The organism is Hanstruepera ponticola (assembly GCF_002940745.1).
GTDB classification, from domain to species: Bacteria; Bacteroidota; Bacteroidia; order Flavobacteriales; family Flavobacteriaceae; genus Hanstruepera; species Hanstruepera ponticola.
Genome location: NZ_POTB01000001.1, coordinates 1,740,918 through 1,753,666 on the forward strand (window position 1 = coordinate 1,740,918; position 12,749 = coordinate 1,753,666).

The window sequence follows — 12,749 nt, forward strand, 5'->3', positions numbered from 1 at the left end:
AATGAAAGAGGTATTAATTATCACAAACTATTTCCCTCCTGAAACTGGTGCAGCATCTAATAGAATATTTCATTTAGCTTATGGTTTACAAAAAAGTGGTTTTAATGTTTCAGTGTTGACGCCTTTACCCAATTATCCCACTGGACGCGTTTTTAAAGAGTATAAAGGAAAATTTCGTGCTTATACTAGTGAAAACAATATAGAAATCCATAGACTTTGGATATTTGCTAGTAATTCAAAAAACAAAATACTGCGTTTAATAGCTATGCTGTCTTACAGTTTTAGTTTGATTTGGTATTTTCTTTGGCATAAAATACCAAATAAAGTTATAGTGCAATCACCTCCATTAATAGTTGCCTTTACCTGCATGCTTTTTTTAAAAGCGAAAAAGCGAAAATTAATCCTAAATGTTAGTGATTTATGGCCACTTGCAGGTTTTGAACTAGGTGTTTTTAAAAAGAATCTAGGATATAAAATTTTAGAAAAAATAGAATATCATAATTACAAAAAAGCAGATTTAGTATTAGGGCAGAGTCAAGAAATTTTAAATCATGTTTTAAAAATTTATCCAAAAAAAGCGGTTTTTTTATATAGAAATTATCCCGATATAAAAATTCAAAATCTTAGGCTTAACACTCGTTCTGATAATAAACTTAAAATGGTGTATGCTGGTTTATTGGGAATAGCTCAAGGTGTTTTTAAGTTATGCCAAGAACTTGATTACAAAAACATGGAATTTCATATTTATGGAGCTGGTGCAGAAAAAGAGAAAATTGAGGCTTTTGTATCTAATAATGATCTTCCCATTTTTTATCACGGTGAAGTGACAAGAGAGCAGCTTCATGTTGAACTTTTAAAATATGACCTAGCAATCATTCCATTACTCAACAGAATTTACGGCTCTGTTCCCTCAAAAATATTTGAATATGCCAAATTGGGCTTGCCTATGCTGTATTTTGGTGGAGGTGAAGGCGAGGATATTGTTAAAAAATATGGTTTAGGTTGGGTAGCTGAATCTGGTGATTATGAAGAGCTCAAAAAAGTTCTCTCTATCATAAAAACACAAAATATTCCACCTCCTTTAAGTAACCATATCAAGAACACTGCATTAGAAAATTTTAATTTTGACATTCAACTAAAAAGCCTAAAGAACATTATTTAATAAGCTTTTTCCTCTCCTTTGATTGTGTTGATAAAGGTTTTAGTAATTATTTTTAAGTCTAATAATAAGGACCAATTTTCAATATAAAAAATATCATATTTTACGCGTCCTATAATATCCTTGTCAGTTTCTACTTCGCCTCTAAATCCGCTTACTTGAGCGAGCCCTGTTATACCTGGTTTCACAAAGTGTCTCACCATAAACTTGTCTATTTTTTTTGCATACATATTTGTATGGCTAACCATATGTGGTCTAGGCCCTACAACAGACATGTCTCCAAACAAAACATTATAAAATTGTGGTAGTTCATCAATGCTAGTTTTTCTAATGAATTTTCCAATTTTTGTTACTCGTTGATCTCCCCTAGTTGCCTGATATAGATGAGCGTCTTTGTTTGGCGTCATAGAGCGAAACTTATAGCAATCAAATTCTTTGTAGTTAAAACCATTTCTTGATTGTTTAAAAAAAACAGGACCTCTGGATTCCAATTTTATGAGAATAGCTATAATTGGTGTCAACCAGGAAAGCAGAAAAACTATTACAAATGATGAAAAAATAATATCAAAAGACCTTTTAAAGAATTGGTTAACTGGATAATCTAAAGGGATATCTCTTAACGATAAAATTGGAATATAATCATAATATTCATATTTCAATTTTTTAGAGTAAATGTCCTTATTATCCGGTAAAAATTTTAAAATTTTTAGATTGTTATCAGCAAAATCAACAACTCTGTTCATTTGTTTGTTAGATAGTTCTGAAGCAGCACAATAAATTTCGTCTATTTTTTCTTGACGAATAAACCTAAAACACTCCTCTAAATCAAAAGAATCATAATCTTTAGTGTTAAACGTTTTTTTATGAATATAGCCATATTCAGGATTGTTTTTAAAAAAATTTTCTAAAGAGTTTGTTTGTTTGTTTCTACCTAAAATAACCGTAATTCGGTAATTTCCTCCAAAAGCTGTACGATACTTTTGAAGTAAATAATACATAGAGAATTTTAATAAGGCTATTAATATAAATATTGATAATATATATTTAATAATAACTTTAGGAAGAATATTTAATTCGCGATAAAAGCCAGAAAAAGCAAATAATATCAATCCAAATAATAATATTTGTCTAAAAATTAGTGATACTATTGTTATTTCTCTTGTGTATCTGTAAACCTCATAAAACTTTGAAAACAAAGAGAGTGCAACCCACGAACCAGAAGTTGCTAAAACAAAAATGAATGGATCTACAATGCCATTAAAAAAATAAAGTAAACCTAACCCGTTTATAATACTCAAATCAAAAAAATAAGATATTGGTCTTATATAAATTGAATATCTACCGTGTTTATGACTACCCATTAATACTTTATGTGCTTTGAAAAATCTTTATGCTCCCTTTTATTTAGTTCCTTATCAGAAAGTCCCTTAAAGTAATTAAAGGTTTTTACCATGCCTTCAGCCCTATTAACTTTTGGTTCCCAATTTAATAACGATTTAGCCAAAGATATATCTGGTTGTCTCTGTAAAGGGTCGTCTTTAGGTAAGTCTTTATATATTACCTTTTGGGCAGTACCAGTGAGTTTAATTATTTCATTAGCAAAATCCTTGATAGTTATCTCATTGGGATTACCAATGTTTACTGGATAAGAGTAATCACTAAACATTAATCTAAAAATACCTTCTACCTGATCATCAACATAGCAAAAGGATCTAGTTTGAGACCCATCACCAAAAATAGTCAAGTCCTCACCTCGGAGTGCCTGACCCATAAAAGCTGGTATTACACGTCCATCATTTAGACGCATTCGAGGACCATAAGTATTAAATATTCTGACAATTCTAGTTTCAAGACCATGAAACCTATGATACGCCATGGTAATTGATTCTTGAAAACGCTTGGCTTCATCATAAACGCCTCTAGGACCTATAGTATTCACGTTTCCATAGTATTTCTCACTTTGAGGATGAACCAATGGGTCTCCATATACTTCAGAAGTAGAAGCTATAAGAATTCTAGCTTTTTTGGCTTTGGCCAAACCCAACAAATTGTGAGTACCTAAAGAACCTACTTTTAGTGTTTGAATTGGTATTTTTAAGTAATCTATAGGGCTAGCTGGCGAAGCAAAATGCAGTATATAATCTAAGTCTGTATCAATAGAAACAAACTCCGTAATATCGTGATTAATAAAATTAAAATTAGATTCGTGTTTTAAATGTTCAATATTTTTTTCATCTCCCGTAATAAAATTATCCATTCCAATAACTTTAAAACCTTCTGACAAAAATCTATCACATAGGTGTGATCCTAAAAACCCTGCAGCTCCAGTAATTAAAACACGTTTCATATATTAATTTTTATGGTCTCCCAATTGAATAATAAGTTATGTCATTTTCAGTCGTGTCTTTTGAATCATACAAATTCCTACCATCAAATATAACAGTATGATTTAAACTCTCTCTAATCTTATTAAAATCTGGTGTTCTAAATATACTCCATTCAGTACAAATTACAAGTGCATCTGCATTTATAAGCACATCATACATATTTGTTCCAAAACTTATACTGTCTCCTAATTTCCTTTTAACGTTTGGCATTGCTTCAGGATCAAATGCAGCAATATCAGCGCCTTCTTTTAAAAGTTCATCAATTATATATAAAGCTGGTGCCTCTCTGATATCGTCAGTTTCTGGTTTAAAAGCTAATCCCCAAACAGCAATTTTTTTGCCTTTCAAGTTATGATCAAAGTGTTTTAGTATTCTTGGAACCAATATCGTTTTTTGCTTGTGATTAACGTTAATCACAGCATCCAGTATTTTAAAGTTATAATTTGAATCCTTACCTGACTTATGAAGTGCTTTTACATCTTTTGGAAAGCAGGATCCTCCATAACCAATTCCAGGAAATAAAAATCGTTTTCCAATTCGTGAGTCTGTACCCATTCCTATTCTTACTTTATCAACATCAGCACCAACTTTATCACAAAAGTTTGCAATTTCATTCATAAACGTGATTTTAGTGGCCAAAAATGAATTAGCAGCATATTTTGTTAATTCCGCTGATTTTTCATCCATTATGATAATAGGATTACCAGATCTTACAAAAGGTTTGTATAATTTCTCCATAAGTTTAATAGCCCTATCTGAAGATGCACCAATCACAATTCGTTCAGGTTTTAAAAAATCATCAACTGCAAAACCTTCTCGTAAAAACTCTGGATTAGAGACCACATCAAAATCAACTGATGCGTTCTTTTCAATTGCCGCTTTTACTTTTTCAGATGTGCCAACTGGAACAGTACTTTTATCTACTATTACCTTATATTGTGTTATTAGATTTCCAATATCGTTGGCTACTCCTAGAATATATTTTAAATCGGCAGAACCGTCTTCATCCTCTGGGGTTGGTAATGCTAGAAAAAGGATATCACCGTGTTCTAATCCTTCCTTTAATGAAGTTGAGAATTTTAGCCTATTCGCTTTTATATTCCTTTCAAATAAAATGTCTAGATGAGGTTCGTAAATTGGCACTTCTCCAGACTGCATTCTCTCAACTTTATCCTTGTCTATATCCACACAAAGCACTTCGTTTCCTGTTTCTGCAAGACAAGTCCCTGTTACTAATCCAACATAGCCTGTTCCTATGACTGATATTTTCATTTTACATTTTTTTAGGTGAACAAATATAGAAAATAATAAAAGGTTTTAATTATTTAATTGTGTGAGAAAAATTTTTAAAATTTCAAGCAAGAATTGAAAAATTCTAAATAATCATTATTGATTTTTTCCCAGCTAAATAGTTGGCAGATATCTTTATAACAAGCATCTACTTTTTCCAAATTGTCTTTTTTACTTAAAGTATTTAAGGCTTTATTTACATCTCGTGAATCCTTAAAGTAGAACGCATTATCTTTCAAAATAGCTTTATTGAATTCATTATCGTGTGCAACAATAAGCGATTTTGATGCCATAGCCTCTAATAAAGATGGATTGGTGCCACCAACCGAATGACCATGAAAATAAATATTTGAAAAATATCTCAAATTATTTAAGATTTCAATATCATATATACCTCCTAAAAACTTTATGTTTTTATTGATTGAAAATTTTTGTTTCAGATACTCTCCAAACTTATTGGAATCATGTTTTCCTATAACCAAAAATGGTCGTTTATCTTTAGCTATTGCAACACCTTCTAGTATAACCTCAATGTTATTTTCAGGTTCTAGTCTTGCGACTAACATGTCAAAATCAAAAGCTTTTAAATTATAACTACTTAAAACATCTTTGTTTGGATTATTAAATGGTTTTGCACCATAGGCAATATATTTGGACGTTTTGCAAAACTCATCCTTTAGATAACTTTTAATGCCCTCGGAATCAGAAATCAAATAATCACTTGATTTTACGGCTAACTTTTCAGCAAATTTTAAAAAGTGTTGAATTGGTCTTGTGTATTTGGATCGTTTCCATTCAAGCCCATCCATATTTGTAATTAGAATTGGTTTTTTAGGAATTAAACGCCACCAAATAGAACTACTAGTGTAGCCTAGTTGCAAAATAATATCATTATTTCTTTTCCTTAAATCAAGGATGCAATTGAAATCGTATATAAATTGCCCAACAGTACCTATTTTTTCTTCTGGATCAAAACAGTGGATGATTTTAACCCCTTTGTAAATTTGTTTCTTGTAAGGATGACTACTCGAATTATAAACTGATACATCGTGTCCACTTTCAGCTAAAAAACAAGCAAAATATTCTGCAAACTGTTCAAAGCCTCCATGATGGTTTGGAATTCCTCTGGTACCTAAAATTGTTACTTTCAAAAGCTAATTCTTTAAAAATAAATATAGCATTAAAAACATAAAAGAAAACAATGCCCTTATTGATTGTTAATGGTGCGTCAAATAAAAAAACAAAGCTAAAAAATAAAATAAAAAAGATGTGATTATAGTCTTTTCTTTTAAAGGCTATTCTAATACTGTAATACAAATATATAAGAAAGATTATTAAGGCTAAAGTGCCTAAATTAAAAAGGATGTCTAAATACTGATTATGTAAGTTGAAGTCTTCAAACCAATTTGGCCCTAAATTGTAAGAAAACAAATAGTAATTTAAATAATCTTTTGAATCTCCTTTACCATAACCAAATATTAGTTTTTTGTCTTCTATTTGATGATACAAGCCAATTTTAGCCAATATATATCGTAATTCTAAATCACTAATGTTTGATTTCTCATCATAACTAAAACGTTTTTTGAGGCTAAAATCATTAGTTGGATGAAAATCAATAATTTCTTTTTTAAACTCAAGACCTTCGGTAAATCTTTTTTTAAGGAATGGTACATTTATAAATACAATTGAGAAAACAAAAAAAATTAACAAAATAGCTTTATGCTTTCTTCTTGAATTTAACAAACAGAAAGTCAAAATTGCAAATAAATCAAATAAAATTACAGCCTTTGACGCACAGAATATTATTCCACTTATTAGAAGTAGGTAACCAAATATTAACTGATGTTTTGTTAAACCAAGGTTTGTATTTATTGAAATCCCTAATGCCAAAGAAAGATACATTGAGAAAAAAACTGGGTGCTGATCAAAAAGGGCTGTGAAATTGTGAAATGACACCTCAGAAATATTTCCGCCATTTATGAGTCCCAAAAATGCGATAGCGAGCAATATTGTAACACTTAAAATATTTGAAAAGTAAAATGATTTGAAAATGTACGATAAGTTTTTTTTGGTAAAATTAAAATTGATTACAATCAATGTTACAGCTAAAGATAAAAACTCTAGATCTAAACGCTTAATACCATAATCATTCTTACTGAATATGCTGCTGATTAAAATAAACGCAAATAGCAGTAAAGGTAATATGAATCCTCCTTTTGTGAGTTTTCTAAAATTTCCTTTTTCAAAAAATAGTACATTGTATGTGAGGGCTAAAATAATAGCCAAATTTCCCAAATTAAGTTTAAATGGAATTGCAGCAACAACAAAACATAATAATAATGTTTTGATTAAAGGGTCTTTAATCTTTTCAAATTTCAATATCATTTTCTGTATGTCTACCGCTTAATATATCTATCAAGTGTTTGGATTTTTTAGCCCATGAATAATCTGATATATTTAGTTTTGGTTTATGGTTTTCTATACTCTTTAGCTCCTCGGAAAAAGCTTCTGGTGTGTCACATAAATAAATAAAATCTTCTAAATCTTCTAGCCCATTCCCGTATGTGCCAACAACTTTTTTTCCAGTAGCTAAGTATTCATAAGCTTTAATTGAATCACCTCCATGCTGTTTTTCACCAACATTATATGGTATAATACAGACATCAAAGTTTAAAACAAAATCTGGATAATCATCATAATGTTTGTCTCCTAAAAAAAACACATTCTTAAGTTTCTTAATAGAGTCATATACTTTACTGTCTAATATTTGACCTACAAAAACAAATGAACATTGTGGGTTGTCTTTTGTTAAAAAATTAATTAGATCTACATTCAGTAAATAAGATATCTTTCCTCCAAATCCTATAATAGGTCTTTTTATTTTGTCTAATTCTGTTGGTTGTCCTTTTTCTTGCTTTACAAAATTGGTGTTTACTCCATTTTTAAGAAGTGATATCTTTCTCACATTAAAATTTGCTTTAAAAAAAGCTATATTTTCAAGTGAATTTGTCACCCATGGAATCGATTCTTTAGAAAGAGAACGATAACCTGCTTTTAAATCATTATTAATGCTATTGTAAGCTGGAAATTTTAAAAAATTATCCCAAGCATCAAACACTTTTCTGTTTGCAGGTAAGCTACAAGTCAATTTGTATGAAAAAATGTTTTGCGACAATAATGTAGGTGATGTAAAATTTAAAAACTCCCAACATTCTTTTATAAAATTTGAGTAAGATGCTCTGTTATAAACATTAATAAACCATTTTTGTTTCCTTAAAACTTGATTAAATATGTCATTGGAAATCCAATCTACTACATACGTATTGTTTGCTACTTCATAAAGGGAAAAATTTCCCTTTATGTGAATCAGTTTTCCGTTCAATTTTTTAGAATGTTTTTTGTATAATAACTCTAAAAATGTTGTAGGTCTGTTAACAATTAACAATTTATCAACTTCATGACTAGTCATTAATGCTTTGATAAAATGAGCATCTCTAGTTCTAAAACCTTCTTTTTCATTTTTTCTCCAATCGTGGAAAGGAATAATTGTTACATTCATTATCGCTTTTGATATTAAAAAACAAAAATAAGTTAAACAAAATACCTATTTCTGAAAATGGTGTTGTGTAGAACATATAAATGCCAGTTAAAAATAATAAACTGAAAAACATTTTTCTATTATTGGGGACCATATATTTTATTAAATAGTAGGCATATAGAAAAATTAATATTAAGCCTACCAAACCGAGATCAAAATAAGTCCAAATTATTTGAGAGAAGTGAATCGTGTTTTTGAACTCACCAGTCCTTATATCAAAATATGAGTAAGGGCCATCACCTATATATTTCGTGTCTAATTCGGATAAAGCAAAAATAACTATTTGTTCTCTTTTTGCTGTTCCTTCATAAAAAAACCTGGTTGATTTTTCCACTGTATAGTGATTTTCAAAGGTTCCACCAACTTTAGAGGTAATCAATTCGATGTTTCTGATATTATAAAATCCCAAAGCAAATAATGATAACACTAACACAAGGAAAAACTTCCTAGTAAAAAGCTCTCTAGGTATCATTCTCTGTAAATAGTTGACTAAAAAAACAACCCATGTTAAAACAAGTAGTGCTTTTGAAATATTAGATTCAGAAAACAACAACGAGATACTTAAGTATATTGCAATAATTATTGGAAACTTAATATATTTCCTAACACCTGATATGTTAAATAAGAGGCTGATTGTGGTAAACAACAAGAAACAGCCAAGGGAATGGTCAGACTTTAAAAGAAAACTACCAAACAAGAAATCAAATGACTTTATTGTTTGTCCACTATGATTGAAAATTATAAGAATATCATAGAAATATCTTTGAATTAAAAGTATTGGAAGTTGAATGAGAGCAATAAAAAATATAATCTTAAAAATTGCTTTTGGAACAATAAAATTGTTTTCATAGTTAATGTAAAAAAACAAAAAAACACTTAAGGGTAGAAGTGGAAACAAACAATAAACAACGATATTGATCAGTGGACTATTATTAATAAAACCACTTAATACAATAGTAACACAATATAATATGGCGATTAATACTATTTTATTAATAACTATTCTTTTATGTACCATCACATATAAAAAATAATTAAAAAGCATTAAGCAGCACAAACCTATTGTAAGTCCAGTGCTAGAAACTCCAAAAAAAAACTGCATTAAACCTCCAAAAAGAAACACAATTAGAGCTACGAGGTAAAAAGAAAACTGGTATATGGATTTTAATCTAATCATAAACTAGCTTTTATCCCTTTTAAATAATATTTATACTTCCATAAATGCCTTGGGTTAGCAAATAATATTAAAAGTGTTAAAAAAACATGGATTACCGCATTAAAAATATAAATGGCTTTATTGGATACAAAATTTTGCTCAAAGGTAATACCGTTTCTCACAAAATAATAAATCCTACTTTTGGAATCTGTTTTAATTAATCTATTACTCAAAATCCTATTGTTAGTTTCTTTGAGATGGAATGATTTTTCCAAATCATCAACAATACTATTTAAAACCAAGTAAATTCCATTGCCTCTCGTTGTAATACGATATGAAAAATCATAATCATCTCCATATAAAAAATATTTTGTGTCCGGTAGACCGATAATATTTATTAGTGATTTATGAAAAAACAGCCCTCCATAAGGAGCAACAGAAACCTTTCCGTAATTTGTAATTTTATATGGTTTTGACTTTTCATTTAATGTTATTCTTTTTAATTTATCAAATAAATGAAATCCTAAAAAAGAATTTTCAGGTCCAAGCATTAAGCTTGGAGACTCCATTAAAATTGCTTTTTTATAAATTTCTCGATCTGGCCTATATGATAAAAGAGCAAAATTTTGTTTTCCAGATACTGAAAAATCTCTCCAAATACTATCTAGAACATTTAAAGCATTGTCTTTAGGTAAATTATCATCATCTAAAAGCCAAATAAAATCAGTGCTTAGTTTTAATGCTTTTTCAATGCCGTCTTTAAACCCTTTAGCTGATCCGGAATTATGACCTTGATCAACAACAATTATTTTTTTATTACTCCTTAATTCTTCAAGTTTATCAGCACTTTGTCCTTGTATATCATTGTTGACTAAAACAATATATTTAATTAAATTGTGTTGTGCTAATCTTTCTATTACTTCAGTAAAAAAAACTGCTCTATCACCATAACTAACAATTACAGCACATACATCCATAATTATTTTATAATCGAGTTATAGCCTAACTTTTTCATTAAAGGCTTATTATTCATTTTGTTATAAAGCGCTAGATATTCGTCATTAGTTCTAAATGCATAGCTTCTGTTAGGATTCACCTTCTCAACAACATTATTTATTAAACCTTCATTGGGATCTATATTTAAAAACCTTGACAAGTCATGTAAAACAGGTCTTGGGTCCTCAAGAAAATCTTCGTATTTTATATGAATAACATCATCAAAATAATTAGATGATGAAAAAGATTTTTCAGTATAGAATTCCCATAAATTTATTCCTTTTTTTAAATCTTCAACAACTAGCGAATGATTAATAACACGCTCATATTTCAAAAAAAATATTTTTAGTTTCTCTTTTTTGCTATTGTTTTGTTGCTTTTTCTTATTTTCTCTCTTTTGCAAACTTACCGCTACATCAATTGGATTTCTGTATATATGCACAATTTTAGCATTTGGAAAAACCTTTTTATATATGGGTAACAATAGTGTGTTTCTTGGGTCTTTCCAACCCCATGGCTCTCTGGTGTTTAGAATTCCTCTATATTTTAAAAACCTATTTAAGCCCAAATATTTCACACTCCAAATAGACTGCAATCTATCCTCAAGTATTTGAGACGACTTTTCAATAAAATATGGGTTCAAATTATTGGAGTTTAGCGGTGTGTCCCAAGAAGCACCTGATTGATATAGTAGCCATCTATTTACATTTTGAAAAAATTTTGATTCATCATTTTCGCTTTTATCATTACCCATAAAAACACCTAAATCACTTATAAAGCGCGTAAGCATTGATGTGCCTGATCTGTGCATTCCGATTATTATTATTGGGCTATGATTCATATTTTATTGATGAATGGAATATACAATGGGTTTATTTGCAATTTCTTTTTAGCTAAAAGTACCAAAATTAAATTCTTTAATGAAATTGACACTGCAGTTGCAATTGCGGCACCTAATATCCCATAATGATATACAAAAAATATATTGAGTATTGTTGTAAGAATTAAAATTCCAAATGTTGCTTTCATAAGTATAGATTCATGTCCCGTCATGTTTAATAATAACCCAACTGGTCCGCAAGTTGCATTTATTAATTGTCCAATCGCTAAAATTATCAATATGGGAACACCATCTATGAATTCGTCGTTGATTAAATTAATAATAGGTCTTGAAAATAGAATAATAATTAGAAATATTATAAATGATAACCAAAATATAAATTTTGTATTTACCTGAATTAATTTCTTCAAATCGTTCTTCTTATTAGACCAATATAATTCTGAAATTTTAGGTGCAATGACTGTATTTACACCTATAAGAACAAAACTTATAAATAGCGATAGTTTTAAAGAGAGGGCAAAAACACCAACTTGATATTTTGATTCAAATATTTGCAGTATATAAACGCTTACATTTCCAATAAAAAATGAGCTTAAACCTATTATCATCATTGGGGCAGAAGTTTTGAGGAGTGTTTTTAAATGAAGTTTTGAATGTACTTTTTTTTTATACTTTGAAATTTTAAAATATATTAATATCAGAGAGCAAATACTTATTGCTAAAACACTAATGCCTAAAGCGTAAACTGGCCATTGAATGTTTTGTGTTGTTTTCTCAAAGATTAATATTAAACTAGAACATGATAATGGTATCAAAACAGTTCTGAAAATTTCGGAAGCCGTTATTTTTCTTAATCCTCTTAAAAATTCTACATTAATCAAATTCAATGTAAAAAAGGGGGCTATGAAAGCTACAGCTTTAATTGTTTTATCAAAAACAGGGTCTTTAAAAATATAAGTGGCAATAAAGTTTGATAAAACATAAGTGATTGCTGAAAAAATAATACTTAATAAAAAAATTATTTTTAACGAATAAGTATAAAGTTTTTTCCTTTCATAGGCTTGATCTGCTTTTGAAAACTGCCCCACGAACCTCAAAATTGATGATGTTAAACCAAAAGATGAGAAGTAACTAAAAACAATAATTGTAGTATAGGCTATACTATATACTCCTAAACCATTAGGACCATACTTTTTAGAAATAATCACGGTTAATAAATAGCCAAGAAGTATTCCTATCCCTTTTAAGAACATAACTATCATGCTACTTTTTAACATGTTTTCCTTTAAAGAAAAAGGTGAAAATAATTTTTTCATAAAGCA

11 protein-coding genes are annotated in these 12,749 nt (G+C 29.2%); 1 reads left to right on the plus strand and 10 read right to left on the minus strand.

Annotated features, from left to right (window positions below):
• The first annotated feature begins 1 nt into the window (after position 1).
• Complete coding sequence (locus C1S72_RS07935; RefSeq protein ID WP_104735080.1) at positions 2-1,162, plus strand: glycosyltransferase family 4 protein; 1,161 nt, start codon at positions 2-4, stop codon at positions 1,160-1,162.
• Here C1S72_RS07935 and C1S72_RS07940 read toward each other — a convergent pair.
• The 10 genes from C1S72_RS07940 to C1S72_RS07985 all read right to left on the minus strand — a co-directional run bounded on the left by C1S72_RS07940 (position 1,159) and on the right by C1S72_RS07985 (position 12,743).
• Positions 1,159-2,520, minus strand: a complete 1,362-nt coding sequence (locus tag C1S72_RS07940; RefSeq protein WP_104735081.1) for an undecaprenyl-phosphate glucose phosphotransferase — start codon at positions 2,518-2,520, stop codon at positions 1,159-1,161. The two genes, C1S72_RS07935 and C1S72_RS07940, sit on opposite strands and share 4 nt — an antisense overlap.
• Positions 2,520-3,506, minus strand: coding sequence for a UDP-glucuronic acid decarboxylase family protein (locus C1S72_RS07945; RefSeq protein ID WP_104735082.1), 987 nt, complete (start codon positions 3,504-3,506; stop codon positions 2,520-2,522). The genes C1S72_RS07940 and C1S72_RS07945 overlap by 1 nt, the downstream gene beginning before the upstream one ends.
• Before the next feature lie 10 nt (positions 3,507-3,516).
• Positions 3,517-4,818 carry a UDP-glucose dehydrogenase family protein gene (locus tag C1S72_RS07950; RefSeq protein WP_104735083.1) on the minus strand — a complete coding sequence of 434 codons (1,302 nt, stop codon included), beginning with the start codon at positions 4,816-4,818 and terminating at the stop codon, positions 3,517-3,519.
• 74 nt (positions 4,819-4,892) lie between these two features.
• Positions 4,893-5,987, minus strand: coding sequence for a DUF1972 domain-containing protein (locus C1S72_RS07955; RefSeq protein ID WP_104735084.1), 1,095 nt, complete (start codon positions 5,985-5,987; stop codon positions 4,893-4,895).
• Positions 5,932-7,221, minus strand: a complete 1,290-nt coding sequence (locus tag C1S72_RS07960) for an O-antigen ligase family protein (protein WP_104735085.1) — start codon at positions 7,219-7,221, stop codon at positions 5,932-5,934. The genes C1S72_RS07955 and C1S72_RS07960 overlap by 56 nt, the downstream gene beginning before the upstream one ends.
• Positions 7,205-8,395 (minus strand): glycosyltransferase, encoded by a 1,191-nt coding sequence (locus C1S72_RS07965; RefSeq protein WP_104735086.1) that lies wholly within the window; start codon positions 8,393-8,395, stop codon positions 7,205-7,207. The genes C1S72_RS07960 and C1S72_RS07965 overlap by 17 nt, the downstream gene beginning before the upstream one ends.
• A complete protein-coding gene (locus C1S72_RS14440; RefSeq protein ID WP_205527087.1) occupies positions 8,352-8,861 on the minus strand; it encodes a hypothetical protein in 510 nt (169 codons plus the stop codon). The genes C1S72_RS07965 and C1S72_RS14440 overlap by 44 nt, the downstream gene beginning before the upstream one ends.
• A 746-nt stretch (positions 8,862-9,607) precedes the next feature.
• Positions 9,608-10,567, minus strand: coding sequence for a glycosyltransferase (locus tag C1S72_RS07975; protein ID WP_104735088.1), 960 nt, complete (start codon positions 10,565-10,567; stop codon positions 9,608-9,610).
• A 2-nt stretch (positions 10,568-10,569) separates the two neighbouring features.
• Positions 10,570-11,427, minus strand: a complete 858-nt coding sequence (locus C1S72_RS07980; RefSeq protein WP_104735089.1) for a sulfotransferase — start codon at positions 11,425-11,427, stop codon at positions 10,570-10,572.
• Positions 11,424-12,743, minus strand: coding sequence for a flippase (locus C1S72_RS07985; protein WP_104735090.1), 1,320 nt, complete (start codon positions 12,741-12,743; stop codon positions 11,424-11,426). Before C1S72_RS07985 ends, C1S72_RS07980 begins: the two co-directional genes overlap by 4 nt.
• Positions 12,744-12,749 lie beyond the last annotated feature (6 nt).

Excerpts from the sequence above, each read along its gene's own strand:
- C1S72_RS07960 (WP_104735085.1), bottom strand. The coding sequence starts at position 7,221 with ATGATATTGAAATTTGAAAAGATTAAAGACCCTTTAATCAAAACATTA.
- C1S72_RS07950 (WP_104735083.1), bottom strand. The coding sequence starts at position 4,818 with ATGAAAATATCAGTCATAGGAACAGGCTATGTTGGATTAGTAACAGGG.
- C1S72_RS07965 (WP_104735086.1), bottom strand. The coding sequence starts at position 8,395 with ATGAATGTAACAATTATTCCTTTCCACGATTGGAGAAAAAATGAAAAA.
- C1S72_RS07935 (WP_104735080.1), top strand. The coding sequence starts at position 2 with ATGAAAGAGGTATTAATTATCACAAACTATTTCCCTCCTGAAACTGGT.
- C1S72_RS07980 (WP_104735089.1), bottom strand. The coding sequence starts at position 11,427 with ATGAATCATAGCCCAATAATAATAATCGGAATGCACAGATCAGGCACA.
- C1S72_RS07945 (WP_104735082.1), bottom strand. The coding sequence starts at position 3,506 with ATGAAACGTGTTTTAATTACTGGAGCTGCAGGGTTTTTAGGATCACAC.
- C1S72_RS07985 (WP_104735090.1), bottom strand. The coding sequence starts at position 12,743 with ATGAAAAAATTATTTTCACCTTTTTCTTTAAAGGAAAACATGTTAAAA.
- C1S72_RS07940 (WP_104735081.1), bottom strand. The coding sequence starts at position 2,520 with ATGGGTAGTCATAAACACGGTAGATATTCAATTTATATAAGACCAATA.
- C1S72_RS07975 (WP_104735088.1), bottom strand. The coding sequence starts at position 10,567 with ATGGATGTATGTGCTGTAATTGTTAGTTATGGTGATAGAGCAGTTTTT.